General features: G+C 69.8%; 20 protein-coding genes. 12 read left to right on the top strand and 8 right to left on the bottom strand.

Annotated elements, in window-relative coordinates:
* Both VBO01S_RS25630 and kdpE read left to right on the top strand, forming a co-directional pair.
* The coding region (locus VBO01S_RS25630) for a DUF4118 domain-containing protein (protein ID WP_157627459.1) at window positions 1-1,555 on the top strand (1,555 nt) is incomplete at its 5' end.
* 8 nt (window positions 1,556-1,563) lie between these two features.
* A complete protein-coding gene (kdpE, locus tag VBO01S_RS25625; protein ID WP_062480698.1) occupies window positions 1,564-2,265 on the top strand; it encodes a two-component system response regulator KdpE in 702 nt (233 codons plus the stop codon).
* A gap of 273 nt (window positions 2,266-2,538) precedes the next feature.
* Here kdpE and VBO01S_RS25620 read toward each other — a convergent pair whose 3' ends face one another.
* From VBO01S_RS25620 to VBO01S_RS25595, 6 genes are all read right to left on the bottom strand, one after another.
* Window positions 2,539-3,660 carry a zinc-binding dehydrogenase gene (locus tag VBO01S_RS25620; protein WP_062480696.1) on the bottom strand — a complete coding sequence of 374 codons (1,122 nt, stop codon included), beginning with the start codon at window positions 3,658-3,660 and terminating at the stop codon, window positions 2,539-2,541.
* 89 nt (window positions 3,661-3,749) lie between these two features.
* Window positions 3,750-4,289: a tyrosine-protein phosphatase gene (locus VBO01S_RS25615; protein ID WP_062480694.1), complete on the bottom strand. Its 540-nt coding sequence runs from the start codon at window positions 4,287-4,289 to the stop codon at window positions 3,750-3,752.
* Window positions 4,286-4,786, bottom strand: coding sequence for a hypothetical protein (locus VBO01S_RS25610; RefSeq protein WP_062480692.1), 501 nt, complete (start codon window positions 4,784-4,786; stop codon window positions 4,286-4,288). The genes VBO01S_RS25615 and VBO01S_RS25610 overlap by 4 nt, the downstream gene beginning before the upstream one ends.
* On the bottom strand, window positions 4,783-5,925 hold the full coding sequence (locus VBO01S_RS25605; protein ID WP_062480690.1) for an MGDG synthase family glycosyltransferase: 1,143 nt from the start codon (window positions 5,923-5,925) through the stop codon (window positions 4,783-4,785). The genes VBO01S_RS25610 and VBO01S_RS25605 overlap by 4 nt, the downstream gene beginning before the upstream one ends.
* A gap of 84 nt (window positions 5,926-6,009) precedes the next feature.
* Window positions 6,010-7,455 carry a nicotinate phosphoribosyltransferase gene (locus VBO01S_RS25600; RefSeq protein WP_062480688.1) on the bottom strand — a complete coding sequence of 482 codons (1,446 nt, stop codon included), beginning with the start codon at window positions 7,453-7,455 and terminating at the stop codon, window positions 6,010-6,012.
* A gap of 65 nt (window positions 7,456-7,520) precedes the next feature.
* On the bottom strand, window positions 7,521-8,597 hold the full coding sequence (locus tag VBO01S_RS25595; protein WP_062480685.1) for a bifunctional nicotinamide-nucleotide adenylyltransferase/Nudix hydroxylase: 1,077 nt from the start codon (window positions 8,595-8,597) through the stop codon (window positions 7,521-7,523).
* Window positions 8,598-8,760: 163 nt separating this feature from the next.
* Between VBO01S_RS25595 and VBO01S_RS25590 the strand changes: the two genes are divergently transcribed.
* The 5 genes from VBO01S_RS25590 (at window position 8,761) to VBO01S_RS25570 (ending at window position 13,300) form a co-directional block, all read left to right on the top strand.
* Window positions 8,761-9,594: a pseudouridine synthase gene (locus VBO01S_RS25590; RefSeq protein ID WP_062480682.1), complete on the top strand. Its 834-nt coding sequence runs from the start codon at window positions 8,761-8,763 to the stop codon at window positions 9,592-9,594.
* Window positions 9,595-9,604: 10 nt separating this feature from the next.
* Window positions 9,605-10,717: a winged helix DNA-binding domain-containing protein gene (locus VBO01S_RS25585; protein WP_062480680.1), complete on the top strand. Its 1,113-nt coding sequence runs from the start codon at window positions 9,605-9,607 to the stop codon at window positions 10,715-10,717.
* An 87-nt stretch (window positions 10,718-10,804) separates the two neighbouring features.
* Window positions 10,805-11,461, top strand: coding sequence for a response regulator (locus tag VBO01S_RS25580; RefSeq protein WP_062480678.1), 657 nt, complete (start codon window positions 10,805-10,807; stop codon window positions 11,459-11,461).
* Complete coding sequence (locus VBO01S_RS25575; RefSeq protein WP_062480676.1) at window positions 11,458-12,819, top strand: sensor histidine kinase; 1,362 nt, start codon at window positions 11,458-11,460, stop codon at window positions 12,817-12,819. Before VBO01S_RS25580 ends, VBO01S_RS25575 begins: the two co-directional genes overlap by 4 nt.
* Before the next feature lie 142 nt (window positions 12,820-12,961).
* Window positions 12,962-13,300: a hypothetical protein gene (locus tag VBO01S_RS25570; RefSeq protein WP_062480674.1), complete on the top strand. Its 339-nt coding sequence runs from the start codon at window positions 12,962-12,964 to the stop codon at window positions 13,298-13,300.
* Between the two features lie 24 nt (window positions 13,301-13,324).
* On the opposite strand, the gene aqpZ is transcribed toward VBO01S_RS25570, so the two are convergent.
* Window positions 13,325-14,029 (bottom strand): aquaporin Z, encoded by a 705-nt coding sequence (gene aqpZ / locus VBO01S_RS25565; RefSeq protein ID WP_062480672.1) that lies wholly within the window; start codon window positions 14,027-14,029, stop codon window positions 13,325-13,327.
* Window positions 14,030-14,217: 188 nt separating this feature from the next.
* Window positions 14,218-15,231, bottom strand: coding sequence for a zinc-dependent alcohol dehydrogenase family protein (locus VBO01S_RS25560; protein WP_062480670.1), 1,014 nt, complete (start codon window positions 15,229-15,231; stop codon window positions 14,218-14,220).
* A gap of 100 nt (window positions 15,232-15,331) precedes the next feature.
* On the opposite strand from VBO01S_RS25560, the gene VBO01S_RS25555 reads away from it, so the two are divergent.
* The 5 genes from VBO01S_RS25555 to VBO01S_RS25535 form a co-directional block, all read left to right on the top strand.
* Entirely contained in the window at window positions 15,332-16,240 is a 909-nt protein-coding gene (locus VBO01S_RS25555; protein WP_062480668.1) for a LysR substrate-binding domain-containing protein, read from the top strand.
* A 67-nt stretch (window positions 16,241-16,307) separates the two neighbouring features.
* Entirely contained in the window at window positions 16,308-17,357 is a 1,050-nt protein-coding gene (locus VBO01S_RS25550; RefSeq protein ID WP_062480666.1) for an ABC transporter substrate-binding protein, read from the top strand.
* A gap of 144 nt (window positions 17,358-17,501) precedes the next feature.
* Window positions 17,502-19,538, top strand: coding sequence for a molecular chaperone HtpG (htpG, locus tag VBO01S_RS25545; RefSeq protein WP_062480665.1), 2,037 nt, complete (start codon window positions 17,502-17,504; stop codon window positions 19,536-19,538).
* Entirely contained in the window at window positions 19,535-20,089 is a 555-nt protein-coding gene (locus VBO01S_RS25540) for a hypothetical protein (protein ID WP_062480663.1), read from the top strand. The genes htpG and VBO01S_RS25540 overlap by 4 nt, the downstream gene beginning before the upstream one ends.
* Window positions 20,090-20,147: 58 nt before the next feature.
* The coding region (locus tag VBO01S_RS25535) for an SWIM zinc finger family protein (RefSeq protein ID WP_169805088.1) at window positions 20,148-20,687 on the top strand (540 nt) is incomplete at its 3' end.

Raw genomic sequence — 20,687 nt, 5'->3', positions numbered from 1 at the left:
CCGCCTGTCGCAGGCGACGCTGGTCGCCACGCAGGCCGACGACGACGATGAGCGCGCGCAGTCGCGCTGGCCCGGCTACGCCTGGGCCGCGGCCACCAGCATCGCGCTCACGCTGTTGTGCACGCCGCTGACGGGCGTACTGGAGCTGTCCAACATCGTCATGCTGTTCCTGCTCGGCGTGGTGGGCGTGGCGATGCGCTTCGGGCGCGGGCCTTCGGCGCTGGCCGCGATGCTCAACGTGGCGGCCTTCGACTACTTCTTCGTCGCGCCGCGCCTGTCCTTCGCGGTCAGCGACGTGCAGTACCTGCTGACCTTTGCCGTGATGCTCGGCGTGGGCCTGCTGGTGGGCCAGCTCACGGCCGGGCTGCGCTTCGCGGCCGGCGTGTCGACCAGCCGCGAGCGCCGCGCGCGTTCGCTGTTCGAGCTCACGCGCGAACTCTCGGCCGCGCTCGAAAGCACCCAGGTCGTCGCGCTCGGCGCTGCCGCCGTGCAGGCCCATTTCGGCGGCCATGCGCGCGTGCTGGTCACCGACGCGGCCGACCAGCTCGTGCCCCCCGCCGACCCGCCGCCCGGCTTCGACGCGCAGGTGGCCGACTGGGCCTTCCGCCACGGCCAGCCCGCCGGCCTCGCCACCGCCACACTCGCCGCCCAGCCCTGGCACTACGTGCCGCTGCGCGCGCCCATGCGCGTGCGCGGCGTGCTCGCGCTGTGCCCGGCCCGCCCGCGCTGGCTGCTGATTCCCGAGCAGGCGCAGCAGCTGGACACGTTGGCGCGCCAGATCGCCATCGCGCTGGAGCGCGTGCACTACGTCGAGGTCGCGCAGCGCGCCGTGGTCGAGATGGAATCGGAGCGCCTGCGCAACGCGCTGCTCGGCGCCATCTCGCACGACGTGCGCACGCCGCTCACCGCGCTCATCGCGCTGGCCGAATCGCTGCAGACCCTGCCGACCGAAGAACACGGCGAGGCCGCGCGCGCCATCGTCGCGCAGGCCCATGCCTTGCATGCGCTGGTCAGCAACCTGCTCGACATGGCGCGCCTCGAAAGCGGCGTGGCCGGCGGCGCGGTCAACCTGCGGCGCGACTGGCAGTCGGTCGAAGAGGTGGTGGGCGCCGCCATCCGTGCGGCGCGCCCCGCGCTGCGCGGCATGACCGTGCAGACCGCGTGGGACCCGGAACTGCCGCTGGTCGAGTTCGACGCTGTGCTGATCGAGCGCGTGCTCGTCAACCTGCTGGAGAACGCCGCCAAGTACGGCGCCGCGCCCATCGAGGTCGGCGCGCGCGCCGAGCCCGCCGCGCTGGTGCTCACCGTGCGCGACCACGGCCCCGGCCTGCCCGCCGCGTTGCAGGGCCGCGAGCAGACCCTGTTCGACAAGTTCACGCGCGGCGAGGCCGAATCCGCCACGCCCGGCGTCGGCCTCGGCCTGGCCATCTGCCGCGCCGTGGTGAGCGCGCACGGCGGCGAGATCAGCGCGGCGAATGCGCGCGACGGCGGTGCAGAATTCACCGTCACCTTGCCGCGCCGCGAGCCACCCGAACCCGCTGAAGCCCAGCTCTGAAACCCGCCATGCCATCCCCCACCGCCATCGTGATCGAAGACGAGCCGCAGATCCGCCGTTTCGTGCGCGGCGCGCTCGAGGCCGAAGGCTGGCAGGTGCACGAGGCCGGCACGCTGCGCGACGGCCTGGCGGCCGCCGGCACGCGCCAGCCTGATCTGCTGGTGCTCGACCTGGGCCTGCCCGACGGCGACGGCGTGTCGCTGATCCGCGATGTGCGCGGCTGGTCGCAGGTGCCGATCATCGTGCTCTCGGCCCGCACCGACGAAGCCGACAAGATCGCCGCGCTCGACGCCGGCGCCGACGACTACCTCACCAAGCCCTTCGGCACCGGCGAACTGCTCGCCCGCGTGCGCGCCAACCTGCGCCGCCCACGCGCCGCGGGCGGCAACGGCGACGAACCGGCCGCCGAGGCCGTGTTTCGCTTCGGCGAGATCGAACTGGACCGCGCCGCACGCATCGTGCGCCGCGCCGGCGCCGAGGTGCACCTCACGCCGACCGAGTACCGGCTGCTGTCGGTGCTGGTGGCCAACGCCGGCCGCGTGCTGACGCAGCGGCAGCTGCTGCGCGAGGTGTGGGGCCCGTCACACACGGACCAGAGCCACTACCTGCGCATCTACATGGGACATCTGCGACAGAAACTGGAGGCCGATCCGGCGCAGCCGAAGCATCTGTTGACGGAGACGGCGGTGGGGTACCGGCTGGTCGTCTAAACAGAAACGGAAAAAGAAAAACGAGGGACGGGGCTTTCAACCACCCACAAAGCCCGGCAGGCGGTGCGGTGTGGGCGGCCCCTCTGTGCCGCCGAGGAGCGCAGCGTTTCGCGGATCAGGGCTCGCAGCTGTTTGAGCGCAACGCAGTGGAGCGAGTTCTGCGAGACCCCGCGAAACGCGAGCACCGCAGGGCAGCCGCGAAGCGGCCGGCACAGTGGGGCCGACCGCGCCGCATCGCCTGTCGGGCGCGCTCCCGAGAGAGCGCGAACCCAATCAGGCCTTGTTCGGATTCAGCAGGAATTTCTCCCCGGTAGCCTGCTTCCCATACACCCCGATCGCATCGAGTTGCAGCGCCTCGACAAGAGACACCTCCCGCGTGTAGTGGCTGGCAAACGTCGTCTTCAGCTCAGCCACCACGCGCGAACGCAGCCGCTGCGTGCCTTCATCGCCCAGCTTCTGCAGGAACGGGAACAGCAGCCAGCCGCCCATGCCCCAGGCCATGCCGAAGTTGCGCACGAACTCGGTCGGGCTGCGGTCCAGGCCGCCGTAGATGTAGACCTGCTTGTGCGTGGTCGAGCCGTAGCGGCTGTATTCCTTGGCCGTGCGGTTCAGCGCCGCTTCCATGCAGCCGAGGATCTGGCCGGCCAGCTTGCCGCCGCCCGTGGCATCGAAGGCCAGCGTGGCGCCGGTGGCGACCAGCGCGTCGGTCAGCTGTTCGAGGAAGTCCGGCGAGCTGGCATTGCAGACGTACTTCGCGCCGATGCCGCGCAGCAGCGCTTCCTGCTCGGGCTTGCGCACGATGTTGACGAGGTCGATGCCGTCCTTCTGGCAGATCTTGTTGAGCATCTGGCCCAGGTTGGACGCGGCCGCGGTGTGCACCAGCGCCTTGTGGCCTTCGCGCTTCATGGTCTCGACCATGCCCAGCGAGGTCAGCGGGTTCACGAAGCACGATGCACCCTCGGCCGGCGTGGTGCCCGCCGGCAGCTCGAGGCACATCTGCACGGGCACCGCGCGGTACTGCGAATACATCGCGCCGCCGATGGCCGCCACTGTCTTGCCCAGCAGTGCCTGCGCAGCCGGCGACGAGCCGGCCTTGACCACCACGCCCGCGCCTTCGTTGCCCACCGGCATCGACTGGTCGAGCCGCGCCGCCATCGAGGCGCGCGCGCGTTCGGGCACCGTGGCGGTGACGACGGGGCGATCGGCGGTGCCGGAGGCCACGGCGGTGCTCATGTCGGCGGCGCCGAAGAGCAGGCCCAGGTCCGACGGGTTCATCGGCGAGGCCTCGACGCGGATCACCACCTCGTGGGCCTGCGGTTCGGGCATCGGGTCGTCGTGCAGGGAGAGTTCGAGTTCGCCGTTGGAACGGACGAGGGAGCGCAGTTGGAGTGCCATGGGAAAGCCCCTGTGAAAGGTCGTTCGGAGATGGCCATCGGCCACGGGGCGGCCAGTATAGGAGCGGGTGCGCGCGCCTGCTGGCGCCTTCAAGACACCATGGGGATCACCGGGGCATGGGCCAGCGCATGGCGCATCCGCAGCGGGTCGAGCCGCTCGATGTAGCGCGGGATGTTGCGCCACAGCGTGTGGTACCCATAGCCGCCGCGCAGCATCTCCTGGCGCGCGCTGTCCTTGTCCCAGTCCTGCACGGCCATGCGGTAGACGGCCGCCACCACGCCCGTGCGGTCGGCGCCGTGCATGCAGTGGATGAGCGCCGGCCCCTGCTTTTCGGCCTCGCGCATCGCGACCAGCGCGCGCAGCACCTTGGCATCGTCGATCGACCAGGTGTTGATCGGCACGCGCACCAGCCGGATGCCGCTGCCGGCAAACACCTTCCGGTCGTCGTTGAAGGAACGCAGGCTCACGACGGTGCGGATGCCCAGCGACTGCAGCGCCGCCACGTTGGCGCGGCGCGGTTGCGCGCTGCGGTACAGCGTGGGCGTGATGCGGTGCAGGTTCTCGACCTGCAGGGCGTCGAGCGGATCGGCCCAGTGGCCGGGGCGCAGGTCGGCGGTGTCTTGCTTCATCGCGCGCGGCGCGGCCAGTGGCGACGCACCAGGATCAGCAGCGCCACCGCGAGCCCGCCCCAGTAGTCGACCGGCGCGCCCCACAGCCAGTGCTTGTGCCAGAAGGCCTTCACGGGGTTGAAGTTCTCGAAGCCGAAGGCCGGGTTGATGAGAAACCACAGAAAGTCTTCGCAGACCCAGAACACGATCAGCCCTGCGAGCGCCAGCCCCCAGTCGCGCAGCGTCCAGCGCCCCTGGAAGGCCAGCGGCGAGAAGAACACGAGCATCATGAAGGTGAACACCCAGGCGTGGTACCCCGTCATCGCGCGCCCGCCCCAGAAGAGGTCGAGCCAGATGTTGTTCTCGATGCGCCAGGTGGGCAGCGAGGTCGCCCAGCCGGCACCGCCTTCGATCTGGATCTCGGCGTTGGCGAAGAAGAACGCCATCGTCACGACCCACGCGAGGTAGACCAGCGTGCGGCCGATGCCGGGCCGCGGCTCCACGGCTGCGCCGCTCATGCGCCGAGGCCCAGCACGCGCTGCAGCACCGCGCGCGCGGCCTGCGGCTTGCCCAGGGCGCGGCTGCGCGCGGCCATGGCCGCGAGCTTGGCGGGGTCGGCCATGAGGCGCGCGACCTTGTAGTCCAGGCCGATGGCGTCGTAGGCCAGCCAGGCGGCGCTTTCTTCCATGAGGAAGCCGGCGTTGTGTTCTTCCTGCCCCGGAATCGGCGAGATCAGCAGCATCGGCTTACCCAGCGCCAGGCACTCCGACACCGTGAGGCCGCCGGGCTTGGTCACGACCAGGTCGGCCGCGGCCATCATCTTGTGCATCTCGTTCGTGAAGCCGACGGCCACCACGCGGCCCGGATGGCGCTGCGACAGCGCCTCCAGCCGCGCGTGGGCATCAGCGTTGCGGCCGGCCACGGCGATGACCTGGAAGGGCGTGTCGCCGCCCAGCGCCAGCACGCGCTCCACCATGCTCGGCAAGTCGCCCACGCCGGCACCGCCCGAAGCCATCAGCAGCACCGGTCGCGCGGGGTCCAGGCCCAGCGCGCTCGCGCAGGCCGCGTGCGCGAGTTCGGGCGCATCGGGCTCGGAAAAGGCCGGCATCACCGGAATGCCCGTGACATGCACGCGCTCGGGCGGAATGCCGCGCGCGCGCAGCCGGAAGGCGACTTCTTCCGTCGCCGCTAGGTAGCCCGTCATGCCCGGCACCAGCCACATGTTGTGCAGGTCGTAGTCGGTGATCTGCAGCCACACGGGGCACTCGATGCGGCCCCGGTTGCGCTCGCGCATCAGCAGCTCGGCCGGCAGGAAGTGGGTGCAGATCACGGCGTCGGGCTTGGCGCGGCGGATCTCGCGCACCAGCGCGCCGGTGCTCAGGCGCTCGATGCCGCGGCGCAGCCGCTGCGAGGGCGCGTGGTGCGGCGTGACGTCGGTGCGCTGGTGCAGGTACGACCACAGCTCGGGGGCGCGGTTCACCAGCTGCAGGTACCAGTCGGTGTACACCTTGCGAAAGCCCGCCGGCACATGGGCCATGGCGTCGACATGCACCGCGGTGTGCGGCGCGTACGACTGGGCGAGGGTGGCTTCTAGCGCCTGGGCGGCGCGCACATGGCCGTTGCCGGCGCTCACACTGAGGATCAGGAGTTTGGTCATGGATTCGGCGGTCTGGTCGCCGGATTATGGACATGCCATGTGGCACGGCCGGTGCACACGCGCCGTGCTGGAAGGATCTCCGCCTCAGAGCGGCGCCCGCGACGTGACGAGCTGATTCACGCCAGCGGCCGCCCGCTCGCGAATCGCCTCGAAGGTGGTGTTCGCGACGATGCGTCCGTTCTCGAACACCGTTTGCAGCAGATCGACCTGGCCGCTCGCCAGCGCTTCTTCGCGCAGCGTCTGCACTTCGCCGCGCGCGTTGCGCACCAGCGCGAGCCGCCCCTTCTTCGAGGCCTTGTTCGCATCGCCCACCGGCGACTTGTAGACATCGCGCCACTCGCCGTTCACCTGCATCGCCGAGCACTTCATCGCCCATTGCATGGTGTCGCGGTTGACCTGCTGCAGCAGGCCGCCGCCCATGCCGAAGGAGATGTTCTCGGTCGAGAAGCCGTTGTGGAAGAAGTTCGAGAGGCACAGCCGCAGCGAGTCGAGGTTCACGCCGTCGCCCTGGATGATGCGCACGTTGTTCAGCACGCGGAACCCCTTGGCATTCGTCGTGGTGCCGAAGCGCTCGGCCAGGATCTGCGCCACCTTGAGCGTGGTTTCGGCCGGGTCGCCCGAGTCGGGCCGCACCACCAGCGTCGCACCCGAGGCCACCACCTTGGCCTTGAGCTCGTCGCCCCAGATGCGCGCGCAGGCGTTGAAGATGTCGTAGCTGTCGCTCACCACGGCGAAGGTCGTGCCGGGCTTGGCGAACTGGTCGACCATGTTGCTGTACGCGTCGGATTCATGGTCGCGGCCCCAGCCCGTGATGGTGCTGTGCTCGGCCGCGGGAATCGAGAAGCCCGCCACGTCGCAGTCGTAGTAGCGACGCGCCGCCACCAAGGCCGCCAGCGTGTCGGTGCCCATGAAGTTGACCAGGTGGGCCATGCCGCCGAGCGCCGCCGACTCCAGGCTCGACACGCCGCGCGCGCCGAAGTCGTGCAGCCTGAACGCGATCTGGCCTTGCGGGTCGTCGCAGGTCGCTTCGAGGTAGCGCAGCAGCGTGGTGCGTGCGGCGGCCGAGAGCGTGGCCACCGTGGTCGGATACCAGATGGCGCGCAGCAGTTCAGTTTCGAGAAAGCTCGTGACCCAGAAGAATTCGGGGTCGGTGTTCTCGATGGTCGCGAGCACGTTGTGCACCGGCAGCACGCTGCCCTCGGGGACCGCGCGGATGCGCACGGGCATCAGTCCGTCGTGCTTCTCGATCAGCCGCAGCCACCCTTCGCGGTTGAAGGGTTCGCCGTGCACGGCCATCATCGCCGCGGCCTCCTCGACGTCGCTGCGCGTCACCGGCGTCTGCAGGTACTCGCGCAGGTATGCCTGCAGGCCGAAGAAGAGCGAATGGCTGAAGAGCCCGCCGCGCGATTCGATGTAGCTGTGCACGGTCTGCGTACCGGGCGGGTACTGCATCCAGTGCGACACCTTGTAGGAGTCGGTGCGCAGCAACAGGTTGTTGCCCAGGGGCGAGGAGGTGAGGTTGCGGTTCATGTGAAAGCTCCTTTCACGTGGGCCCCGTCAACCGGGACCCGTTCTTGCTGACAAAGCCTGGTCGTTCAGTTCTTGCCCAGGCCACCCAAAAAATGGTTTGCGATGAAGTAGTGGTCTTCGTAGATGCGGTCCGGCATCCCGAGGAACTCGGCAATCGGCACCCACCGCACGGCGGCCGCGTCGTCGTCGGCACGCACATCCGACAGGCCCGTCCACTGGTTGTGGGCCAGCTCGAAGAAGAAGCCGTGCGTGATCGTGCGGCCGCGCTGCGAGCGGTCGGGCGCATCGAACACGTGGCTGGCCTTCATGCTGCCGTTGAGCACGGGCACGGGCACCTTGAGGCGGGTTTCTTCCTTCAGCTCGCGGATGGCCGCGTCCTGCAGCCGCTCGTGCTGGCCGACGAAGCCGCCGGGCAGCGCCCACGTGCCCTTGCCGGGGTGGAACTTGCGCTGCACCAGGAGGATGTGGCCGGCCTCGACCACGATGGCATCGACCGTGGTGTAGATCGGTGGAAAGTCGCTGCCTGCGTAGCGGTACTTGTCGCGGTAGTCGACGAGGAAGGCGCGCTCGTCGCAGAGCTCGGCATAGTCGGCGGTGCCGGTGAACTTGTCGAGGAAGGCGGCGGTGCCGTCGGGCAGGTCGGCACGCGCGAGCTGCCCGCGATTCTCGGGGTCGAAATAGAGGTTGCGCACGTCGGTGGCGTTGAGGCTTTCCACGCTGTGCTGGCCCACGAACTCCCAGTGCGGGAAGAGCTTGAGGTAGTAGCTGGAGCTGTCCTTCAGGTGCCCCACCAGCGCGACCTTGGCCTGCGCCGCGGGCACGTGGCCATCCTGCTGGATCAGCCGCTCGACGGCAGACTGGATCGACGCGATCCAGATCTGGTCGTTGTAGGGCGAGTCGCCGACGCCGACGACGCTCACGCGCATCTGCTCGCTGCCGCGCAGGCACGCGCGCACCATGCGCTCGCGTTCATCGAAGGTGAAAGGGTCTTTGACGCTGCGGGGCTTGCGGTCGGAGCCGACCACCACGATGACCCGATCGGCGGCGCGAAGGCCTTCTTCGATGAGTCGCTGGTGACCGAAATGAACGGGCTGGAAACGCCCGATGACGATGGCGTACTGAAACTTGCGTGTGTTTGGCATGCTCACTTGGGAATCCCCCAAAAAGGGCGCAATCAACTTGCGCCTAGATTCAGGATAGCACCGGTCTGACGCATCGATCAAGTGTTCCTGGCCCCACGGGGCAGGCGGCCGATGGCAAACGGCCAGATACTCGCAGGGCGCATTTGCTAGGATTTGCCCCCCCATGACCGAGCCCTCCACCTCCCCCCACGCGCCCGTGCGCCTCAACAAACGCATGGCCGAACTCGGCCTGTGCTCGCGCCGCGAGGCGGACGACTGGATCGCGCAGGGCTGGGTGCGGGTCAACGGCAAGCCCGCCGAGATGGGCGTGAAGGTCACGCCCAACGACCGCATCGAGGTCGACAAGGCCGCCAAGGGGCAGCAGGCGAACCAGGTCACGATCCTCATCAACAAGCCCATCGGCTACGTGAGCGGGCAGGCCGAAGACGGCCACGAGCCGGCGGTCACGCTGTTCACGCCGCAGAACCGCTGGTCGGAAGACAACGCGCGCTTCTTCTTCGGCCCGCAGCAGCTGCGCGGCCTGGCGCCGTGCGGGCGGCTGGACATCGACTCCACCGGCCTGCTCGTGATGACGCAGGACGGCCGCATCGCGCGCCAGCTCATCGGCGAAGACTCGACGATGGACAAGGAATACCTGGTGCGCGTGGCCTACCACGGCCTGGACCAGCCCGCGCCCACCGGCCAGCTGGTGCGCCTGGACGACGACGACCCGGTCACCACCAACGTGCAGGCGGTGTTTCCGCCCGCCATGCTGGCCCGGCTGCGGCACGGCCTGAGCCTGGACGGCCAGGCGCTCAAGCCGGCGCGCGTGGAGTGGCAGAACCCCGAGCAGCTGCGCTTCGTGCTCACCGAAGGCAAGAAGCGCCAGATCCGCCGCATGTGCGAGCTGGTCGGCCTCAAGGTGGTGGGCCTGAAGCGCGTGCGCATCGGCAAGGTGATGCTCGGCAACCTGCCGGTGGGGCAGTGGCGCTACCTGGCGCCGCACGAGAAATTCTGACGACCGGCCCATGGCCGCGGTGCTGAGCCGTCGCGCGCTGAACCGGGCCACGCTGGCCCGGCAGATGCTGCTGGCGCGGCGCAAGGCGAGCGTCGTGCAGGCCATCGAGAAGCTGGCCGGGCTGCAGGCGCAGGCGCCCAACCCGCCCTACGTCGGCCTGTGGAGCCGGCTCGAAGGCTTTCACCGCGCGCAGCTGACCGACGCGCTGAAGAACCGCCGCATCGTGCGCATGTCGACGCTGCGCGCGACCCTGCACCTGATGACCGCCCCGGACGCGTGGGCCTGGCGGCCGTTGCTCGAGCCCGTGCACCAGCGCGGCCTGTCGGGCCTGCATGCGCGGGCCCTCGAAGGCGTCGACCGCGCGGCCGTGGTGAAGGCGGGCCGCGCGCTGCTGGACGACGGGCCGCTCACCGGCACGGCCCTCGGCCAGGCGCTCGCGGCGCGTTGGAAAGACCACGCGCCGGCCTCGCTCGCCGCGCTCATCCGCAACAACGTGCCGCTGGTCCACCTGCCGCCCGCGGGCAGCTGGAACTCGCACCAGAACGCGCTGCTGCAGCCGCTCGGTGATTGGCTGGGCGATGCCACTGCCGAGATCGCCATCGCCACGCAGGACGACCTGCTGCTGCGCTACCTCGCCGCCTTCGGCCCCGCGACGCTGGCCGATGCCGGCGCGTGGTCGGGCCTCACGGGCTGGAAGGCCGTGGCCGATCGATTGAGGCCGCAGCTGCGCGTGTTCACCGGCGACGCGGGCCAGGAACTCTTCGACCTGCCGCGCGCGCCGCGCCCCGACCCCGACACGCCCGCGCCGCCGCGCCTGGTTGCGGAGTGGGACAACCTGCTGCTCTCGCACGCCGACCGCCGCCGCGTGCTCGACGAGGCGCACCGCGCGCGCGTGTTCACCATCAACGGCATCGTGCGCGGCACGGTGCTGCTCGACGGCTTCGTGGCGGGCACCTGGAAGATCGAGCGCGCGACGCGCACGGCCACCGTGGTGCTGGAGCCCTTCACGCGCTGGTCCGCAGCCGACCGGCGCGGCGTGCAGGAAGAAGCGCTGCGGCTGCTGGCCTTTGCCACGGACGCAGAGGACGAGCGGCACGCCGTCCGCGTCCTAAGCCCCGCTTAAGTCTTCGCGCCTACGCTGCGCCGAGGCGCAGGGCCCCTGACGATCATCCCGGTCGCGTGCTACCTTGCGCGCAAAGGAGTCGCCGCGATGCGCGTGCTGCTGGTGGAAGACGACGAAATGATCGGGCGCAGCCTGAAGCAGGCGCTCGAGGGCGCGGGCTGGTCGGCCGACTGGGTGCGCGACGGCGAGCTGGCGCACAGCGCGCTCGGCGACGGCGGCTACACCTGTGTGCTGCTCGACCTGGGCCTGCCCCGCCAGGACGGCACCGAGGTGCTGCGCCGCGCGCGCGAACGCGGCGACGCCACGCCCGTGCTGGTGCTCACCGCGCGCGACGGGCTGGACGACCGCATCCACAGCCTCGACCTGGGCGCCGACGACTACCTGCTCAAGCCCTTCGAGTTCCGCGAGCTGCTCGCACGCATGCGCGCCGTGGTGCGCCGCCGCGACGGCGCCGCGCATTCGCTGATCGGCACCGCCGCGCTGCAGCTGGACCTCACGACGCGCGAGGTGGCGGTGAACGGCGTGCGCGAGGCGCTCACCGCGCGCGAGTTCGCGCTGCTGCATGCGCTGCTGGAGCGGCCCGGCGCCATCCTCTCGCGCGAGCAGCTCGAAAACCGCATCTACGGCTGGGGCGACGAAGTGACCAGCAACGCCATCGACGTGCTGATCCACGGCATGCGCCGCAAGCTCGGCGCCGACGCGATCCGCAACGTGCGCGGGCTGGGCTGGCGAGTGGCGGCATGACCGGTGCCGTCCGCCGCTGGTGGCGCCCGCGTTCGCTGCGCACCCAGCTGCTGCTGTGGCTGGTCACGCTGCATGTGGTGGCGGCGGTGCTCACGGCGTGGTTCTCCTTCCTGGCCTACGGCAACCTCGTGCACAACGCACTGGACGACCAGATGCGGCTGGTGGCCGAGTCGTACGCGGGCAACGATCCGCCCAAGACCCCGCGCGCGATGGACGGCGAAGCGGCCTTCTCGCGCGGCGCCTTCGTGGTGCAGATCTGGAGCGCCGACGGCGCCACCTTGCGCGCGAGTTCGTGGCCCGCGCTGTCGGTGCCGCTGCAACCCGGCAACGGCTTCAGCGATGTGCACGCCGAAGGGCCCGCGCATTCGCGCTGGCGCGTGTTCACGGCCGAACCCGCGCCGCACGCCGACGCGCCGCGCGTGCAGGTGCTGCAGAACGAGGACTACCGCCATCGCCGCGCGCTGCGCCGCGCCCTGCTCGAAGGCCTGCCGATCGCGCTGCTGCTGCCGGCGGCGCTGCTGGTGCTGTGGCTCATCGTGTCGGCCGCGTCGCGCTCGCTGCGCGGCGTGGCGCGCGACGTGGCCTCGCAGGACGAGCGCCGCCCCACCGAGCTGTCGCTGGCGCGCGTGCCCGACGAGATCACACCGCTGGTGGGCGCCTTCAACCACCTGCTGTCGCGTGTGCGCAGCGCCTTCGCCACGCAGCGGCGCTTCGTGCAGGACGCGGCGCACGAGCTGCGCACGCCGATGGCCGCCATCGGCCTGCAGATCGAGAACCTGCGCGCACACGTGCCGGCCGGCGAAGCCACCGAACGCTTCAACCAGCTGGAAGCCGGCGTGACGCGCGCGCAGCACCTGATCGAGCAGCTGCTGCAGCTGTCGCGGCAGGACGCGCCGCCCTCGGATGCGCCGGGCGAACGGGTCGACATCGAGGCGCTGCTGCGCGAGAGCCTGGGCCAGCGCATGGTGCTGGCCGACGCGCGGCGCATCGACGTGGGCTTCGAAGGCCTTGCCGCAGCCGTGGTCACCGCGCCTTCGGCCGAGCTGCGCAGCGTGTTCGACAACCTGATCGACAACGCGCTGCGCTACGCGCCCGAAGGTGGCGTGGTCGATGTGCGGCTGCACCGCGTCGACGGGCAGGCGGTGGTCGACGTGCTCGACAACGGGCCGGGCATTCCGCCGGCCGAACTGGAGCGCGTGTTCGACCGCTTCTTTCGCGTGCCCGGCGCGGCGGCGGGCGGCAGCGGGCTGGGCCTGGCGATCGCGCGCACGGCGGCCGAGCGGCATGGCCTGCGCATCGAATTGCGCAACAGGGACGACGGGCCGGGGCTGAGGGCGCGGGTGCTGCTGCCGACGTAGTCATCGCGCGGTGCTCACTCCCGGCTCATTCTTCGCTCACGCTGGCCTCAGTCAGGCTGCCTAGAGTGGCTGCAGGTCCTGCTGCGCGCGGTCCGCGCGACGGCACCGGACCGGAGACAACCTGCCCTCAGGAGAACACACCATGCGCACTTCGTTCCAACTTCTTGCCGTTGCTTCCTTCGCCGCGTTCGCGGCGCTGGGCACGGTCAACGCCTCCGCCGAAACCACCGACGGTTCGGACTTCCATCCGCTGCAGATGAATTCGCCGGAGAACCCGGAGGTACAGGCCGGCGCGATGGCGGCGGCACGTCCGAGCGGCACGGAGCCCATTGGGCAGTCGACGTCGGCGCCGGCAGTCAATGCGATGACCCCGGTGTCCGACATCCAGGCCGGCGCCTATGCGGCCTCGCATCCGACGGGCACCGAGCCCATCGGGCAATCGACTTCACTGCCGATGGTGAAGTCGGGCAGCGGAAGCTGATTCCGCTGCCGAGGACCTACCAGCTCAGTCGTCGTTGTTGCTGAGCAGTGCGCGGTAGATCACCGCGCCGATGATTGCGCCCACGATTGGGGCGACCCAGAACAGCCACAGTTCCGACACCGCATACGACGGGCCGAACAGGGCCGGGCCGGTGCTGCGCGCCGGGTTCACCGAGGTGTTGGTCACGGGGATCGACACCAGGTGGATCAGCGTCAGGCACAGGCCGATGGCCATGCCCGCGAAGCCTGCCGCCGCGCGCTTGGCGGTGGCACCCAGGATCACGATCAGGAACACGGCGGTCATCACCACTTCGCTGATGAGCGCGGCCGTCATGCCGTACTTGCCGGGCGAGTGCTCGCCGTAGCCGTTGGTGGCAAAGCCGCCGATGTCCGCGCCCGGCTTGCCGGTGGCGATCAGGTACAGCACGCCGGCTGCGGCGATGGCGCCCAGCACCTGCGACACGATGTAGCCCGGCAGCTGCCCGGCCTTGAAGCGGCCCGCGGCTGCGAGGCCGATCGACACGGCCGGGTTGAAGTGGCCGCCCGAGATCGGACCGAGCGCATAGGCGCCCGTGACCACGGTCAAACCGAAGGCCAGCGAGACGCCGAGCAGGCCGATGCCGACGCCCGGAAAGGCCGCGGCCAGAACTGCGCTTCCGCAGCCTCCGAGCGTGAGCCAGAAAGTACCAATGAATTCTGCAGACCACTTTTTGTAGGTACTGTGTTCCATAACGCTCCATCCTGAAGTTGAGAAAGCACGCACGGCGGGAGCCGAACGCGGGCCGCATTCTAGGAACGGGAATTGGAGGCGTCGAGCAAACCGGCGCGCTTAGCGGCAACTGTTCACGAATGCTGTGGATTTGTGCCCTGCAGCATTTGCAAATGGTCGGGCGAAGGCGGGGCTGCGTCACATCGTCGTCATGCCATCGTCACGACGACCTTGCCGAACGCGCCGCGTTCCAGGTGGTCGAGCGCGGCGGGCAGCGCGTCGAAGCCGTAGCGCGCGGCGATCACCGGCTTGAGCGCATTCGCATCGACCGCGCGCACGAGCTCTTCGAGCGCACGGCGATGGCCGACGCCGATGCCCTGCACCGTCACGCGGCCGAGCACCATCGCGTAGAACGACGCGCTCAGCGTGTCGCCGCCGAGCATGCCGATGATCGACACGCGCCCGCCCTGCTTCACGGCCTGCAGCGAGCGGTCGAGGTCGGGGCCGCTGGAGAGTTCGAGCACGTGGTCGGCGCCGCGCCCGTGCGTGAGCCGGCGCACTTCGGCGGGCCAGTCGCTGTCGCGCGCCAGCACGTGCGTGGCGCCGAGCGCGCGCGCCGCGGCCTGCTTGTCGGCGCTGCCCGTCACCACGATGGCCTGCGCGCCGTGCAGCCGCGCAAGTTGCAGGCCGAACAGCGCGACACCGCCGGTGCCGTGGACCAGCACCGTCTCGCCCGCGCGCAGGGCGCCGGTTTCCACCAGCGCGAACCACGCCGTGAGGCCAGCGCAGGGCAGCGTGCTGGCTTCCTCGAGGCTCAGCGTGGCCGGTGCGGCCACGGCCCAGTTCGCATCGATGCACACGTGCGAGGCCAGCATGCCTGGCCCGGGGCCGCCGAGCAGCGTGGTGTCGGCGTGCCAGTGGCTGTCGGTCCAGCCGCCCCAGAAGGTGTTGATCACGCGGTCGCCCACGGCAAAGCGGCGCACGCCGGGGCCCACGGCCACCACGGTGCCCGCCATGTCCGAGCCGGGCGTGAAGGGCAGGTCGAGCGCCATGCCCATGCCGTCGCGCACCATGAGCAGGTCGCGGTAGTTGAGCGCCACTGCGCCCACGCGCACGAGGATCTGGCCCGGGCCCGGCGAGGGCATCGGCGCTTCGGCCTGTGCGAGGTGGGCGCGGCCCAGTCGGGGAAGCTGCCAGCGGCGCAGCACGTCGGGTTCTTGCATCGGAAAGGCTCCATCGGAAAAGATCGGCCTCGATGCTATTGACGATGAAAACGATCCGGTGGTGGATAATTTTCCGAAGAATGGTGCTTGAAAGTATCCAATGAGCCAACGCCTGCAAGGCATCGAGGAGTTCGTCGCGGCGGTGGAGGCGGGCAGCTTCGCGCTCGCCGCGCAGCGCCTGCACGTCACCCGTTCGGCCGTGGCCAAGAGCATCGCGCGGCTCGAGGCGCGGCTGGACACGCGCCTCTTCTTGCGCACCACGCGCAGCCAGAGCCTCACCGAGGAAGGGCACGGCTACTACGAGCGCTGCCGCCGCGCGCTGGCCGAGCTGGACGCGGCCGAGGCGCTCACCGACGCCGCGCGCCACACGGCCAGCGGCCTCGTGCGCCTGAGCATGCCGGCGATGCTCGGGCGGCTCAAGGTGGGGCCGCTGCTGCTGGCATTGGCGCGCCAGCATCCGCAGCTGTCGCTGGAACTGGCCTTCAACGACCGGCGCGTCGACCTCGTGGAAGAGGGGCTCGACCTGGCCATCCGCAGCGGCGAACTCGATGACAGCGCGGGCCTCGTGGCGCGGCCGGTCGGCGTGCAGTGGATGCTGCTGTGCGCCGCGCCCGCGTACCTGGCCGAGCGCGGCCATCCACGCGACCTTGCGGCACTGGTCGCGCCGCACGAGGCCGTGTACTACGCCCGCGACGGGCAGGTCTCGCCCTGGCGCTTTCGCGAGGGCGACGCGGAGGTGGAGGCCGCGCTGCCCTCGCGGCTGCGCTGCGACAGCGCCGAGGTGCTGCTGGAGGCCGCCATCGGCGGCATGGGCCTGGCGCGGCTGCCGGCCTGGCTGGCGGCCGACGCGCTTGCGGCCGGCACGCTGGTGCGCGTGTTCGACGAGCCCGAGCCTTTCGGCTTTCCGTTGCACGTGATCCGCACGCCGAGCCGCTACCTGCCGCTGAAGACGCGCGTGGTGATCGACTGGCTGGTGGAACATCTGCCGCCGCTGCTGGCGGCGCGCTGACCTCAAGCACCCACGCCGGCGCTATCCTGCGCTGTCATACAACGTCGAACAATGAGGAGACCTGTCCATGCCTTCATTCGCCCCCCGGCACACCGTGCGTGCCTTTGCCACCGCCTGCCTGGGCACGGCGCTCCTGCTCGGTGCGTCGCAGGCCGCCGCGCAGGGCACCGTCAACGCGCTGTGCAGCACCGACGCGGGCTGGTGCGAGGCGGCCGCCACGGCCTTCACGCGCGAGACCGGCATCAAGGTGCAGCAGGCCCACAAGGGCACCGGCGAAATCGGTGCGCAGCTGCGCGCCGAAGCCGCCAACCCCAAGACCGACCTCTGGTGGGGCGGCACCGGCGACCCCTTCCTGCAGGCCGCCGAGCAGGGCCTGCTCGAGCCCTACCGGCCGGCCTACATCAACGACCTGCACGACTGGTCGGTGCGCCAGTACGCCATGTCGCAGAACATGGTGGGCGGCTTCTACACGAGCGCCATGGGCTTCGGCTTCAACACCGAGCTGCTGAAGAAAAAGAAGCTCGCCGAGCCCAAGTGCTGGGCCGACCTCATCAAGCCCGAGTACAAGGGCGAGATCGAGATCTCGCACCCCGCCACCAGCGGCACGGCCTACACCGTCATCGCGGGCCTGGTGCAGCAGATGGGCGAGGAGCCCGCGTTCGACTACCTGAAGAAGCTGCACAAAAACGTCACCAGCTACACGCGCAGCGGCCAGGCCCAGGCGCCCAACGTGGCCAAGGGCGAGGTGGCGATCGGCGTGAGCTTCATCTTCGGCTTCGAGCGCTGGCGGCACGACAAATTTCCGGTGAAGACCGCCGCGCCCTGCGAGGGCACGGGCTTCGAGATCGGCGGCATCGCGCTCGTGAAGGGCGCGCGCAACAAGGAGAACGCCAAGCGCTACTACGACTGGCTCATGAGCCCCGCGGGCCAGTCCATCGGCGCCAAGGCCGGCAGCCTGCAGTCGCCGGCCAACAAGACCTTCAAGCCCGATCCGCGCATTCCGTCGATGGAGAGCGTGAAGCTCATCAAGTACGACTTCGAGAAGTACGGCAAGGCGGCCGAGCGCAAGCGGCTCATCGACCGCTGGACGCGCGAAGTCGAATCCCAACCGCGCTGAGCCGACAGCCGTGTGACAAAGTTCGCGCGGCCTTGCGCTCGTTGTTTTTTGGCGCGACAACCCCAGTTCATAAAGTTGGCAAGGCCGCCGCCCGCCACGGGCGGCTCGCCTTAGAATTTTTTGGCTTCGATCCCTTTCTTTCCCATGGCTGATTCCTCCAATACCAAACTCCCGTTCCAGGCTGAAGTCGCGCAACTGCTGCACCTCGTCACGCATGCGCTGTACTCCAACAAGGAAATCTTCCTGCGCGAGCTGATCTCGAACGCGTCCGACGCGTGCGACAAGCTGCGCTTCGAGGCGCTCGACCACCCCGCGCTGTACGAAGACCAGCCCGACCTCGACGTGCGCCTGACGTTCGACAAGGCCGCGCGCACCCTCACCATCACCGACAAGGGCATCGGCCTGTCGCGCCAGGAAGCCATCGACAACCTGGGCACCATCGCCAAGAGTGGTACCAAAGACTTCATGAGCCGCCTCAGCGGCGACCAGAAGGCCGACGCACAGCTCATCGGCCAGTTCGGTGTGGGCTTCTATTCGGGCTTCATCGTGGCCGACAAGATCACGGTCGAGTCGCGCCGCGCGGGCCTGCCCGCCGACCAGGGCGTGCGCTGGGTGAGCGGTGGCGCCGGCGACTTCGAGGTGGCCGACATCACGCGTGCCGCGCGCGGCACCAGCATCACGCTGCACCTGCGCGACGATGCCGACGAATACCTCAACGCCTGGAAGCTCAAGCAGATCGTCGGCAAGTACTCCGACCACATCTCCCTGCCCATCCTGATGGAAAAGGAAGAGTGGAAAGACGGCGAGAACGACCAGCCCGGCGACATGGTGAAGACCGGCGAGTGGGAAACGGTGAACAAGGCCAACGCCCTGTGGAGCCGCCCCAAGAAGGACATCACCGCCGAGCAGTACGAAGAGTTCTACAAGAGCATCAGCCACGACTTCGAGGCGCCGCTGGCCTGGAGCCACAACCGCGTCGAAGGCAGCACCGAGTACACGCAGCTGCTGTACATCCCGTCCAAGGCCCCGTTCGACCTGTGGAACCGCGACAAGAGCGCGGGCGTCAAGCTGTACGTCAAGCGCGTCTTCATCATGGACGACGCCGAGGCGCTGCTGCCCAACTACCTGCGCTTCGTGAAGGGCGTGATCGACTCGGCCGACCTGCCGCTGAACGTGAGCCGCGAGCTGCTGCAGGAAAGCCGCGACGTGAAGGCCATCCGCGAAGGCAGCACCAAGCGCGTGCTGTCGATGCTCGAAGACCTGGCCAAGAAGCAGAAGACCGCGCCCGAGAGCGGCGAAGGCAAGGTCGACGTGGGCTCGGGCGAATCGGTGCCGGCCCCCGAGCCGACCGAAGGCGTGACCGATGTGGTCGACAAGAACACCACCCCCGCCGCCGAAGCCGCCGCCGAGTACGCCGACGAATCGGGCAAGTTCGCCAAGTTCTACGCCGAGTTCGGCGCGGTGCTCAAGGAAGGCCTGGGCGAGGACATGGGCAACCGCGACCGCATCGCCAAGCTGCTGCGCTTTGCCTCCACCACGAGCGACGTCGCGAGCGTGAGCTTCGCCGACTACAAGGCGCGCATGAAGGAAGGCCAGGACGCCATCTACTACATCACGGCCGACAACCTCGCCGCCGCCAAGAACAGCCCGCAGCTCGAAGTCTTCAAGAAGAAGGGCATCGAGGTGCTGCTCATGACCGACCGTGTCGACGAGTGGGCGCTGAACTACCTCAATGAGTTCGACGGCACGCCGCTGCAGAGCGTGGCCAAGGGCGCGGTCGACCTGGGCAAGCTGCAGGACGAGGCCGAGAAGAAGGCCGCCGAGGAAGCCGCCGAGTCGTTCAAGCCGCTGCTCGAGAAGCTGAAGGAAGCGCTCAAGGACAAGGCCGAAGACGTGCGCGTGACCACGCGCCTGGTCGACTCGCCCGCCTGCCTCGTGGTGGAAGACGGCGGCATGAGCACGCAGCTCGCGCGCATGCTCAAGCAGGCCGGCCAGCCCGCGCCCGACCTCAAGCCCGTGCTCGAAGTCAACGCCGAGCACCCGCTGGTGAAGAAGCTCGAAGGCTCCGCGCATTTCGACGACCTCGCGAACATCCTGTTCGACCAGGCGCTGCTGGCCGAAGGTGGCCTGCCGGCCGACCCCGCGGCCTACGTGAGGCGCGTCAACGCGCTGCTGGTGTGAACGCCCGGCCGCGCATCGTTCGTCGCGCAGCGGCTGCCACCTCGGCGCTGCTGCTGTTGCTTCTGGTGGGCGGCTGTTCGCACTATCACATCGGCATTCCGATCGTGCCCGGGCTCTCGCTCGGGCTCGGTGCCACGAAGGACGGCAACTTCTCCGTCGGCCTGAACACCGGTTGGGGCCCGCTCGGCGCGGGCGTGGCGCTGCACGACAACGGCGCCGTGACCGGCTCGGCCAGCGTCGGCGTGGGCGTTGGTGTCGGCCCGATCGGTACCGGCGTGGGCGTCGGCAAGAGCGTGGTGCTGCACAACCCGTACGAGACGGCGCCCGCAGCGCCTGGGCAGGCGATGCCTGGCGTGGTGGTGCCTGCTTCGGCAACGGCCACCGCGCCTGTCAGCGTCACCAAGGCCGGCGTCACGCGGCCCATGTCGCCGTCGCCACCGATCGCCGCCGCACCCGTGCCGGCGGCCCGCGTGTCCTACCGCGCCCCCGCTGCGAAAACAGCGGTCGTGGCCGGCGAAGCAGGCACGCCCGGCAACCCCATCGCGCCCTGATGGTCGCGCCCCTCCCACCCCTGACCGCGCCGCGGCCCGGCGCGAGGCTGCCCTTTCCATGAGTCTCAGTACCGAAGCCGTCCTCGCGCTCGCGCCGGACGACGCCTCCGCGAAGGCCGCCAAAGGCCTGCTCGCGCCCGCCAAGTGGCCCACGCTCGCGCACTCCGACGACGCCGTCTGGGGTGAATGCCAGGGCAGCGGCAGCAAGCCCTACCAGACGCAGGTCGACCTGTCGGGCCCGGTGTTTCGCTGCTCCTGCCCGAGCCGCAAGTTCCCTTGCAAGCACGGCCTGGCGCTGATGCTGCTGCGCGCGCAGAGCGAAGCCAGCTTCACCGCCGGTGCGCCGCCGCCGTGGGTGGCCGACTGGCTCGCCTCGCGCCGCGAGAAGGCCGAGAAGAAAGAAGCCCGCGCCGCCGAACCGGCCGCCGCGCCCGATCCTGCTGCCGCCGCCAAGCGCGACGCGCAGCGCTGGAAGCGCATCGAGGCCGGCGTGCAGGAGCTCGCGCGCTGGCTCGACGACCAGACCCAGCGCGGCCTGGCCGCGCTCGGCAGCGAACAGGCCGAAGGCTGGGCCGCCATGGCCGCGCGCATGGTCGAC

This window comes from Variovorax boronicumulans NBRC 103145 (genome assembly GCF_001591345.1).
Taxonomy (GTDB): Bacteria; Pseudomonadota; Gammaproteobacteria; order Burkholderiales; family Burkholderiaceae_C; genus Variovorax; species Variovorax boronicumulans.
The sequence above is the reverse complement of the archived record's forward strand: the minus strand, read 5'-3'. Positions and strand labels throughout refer to the sequence as shown.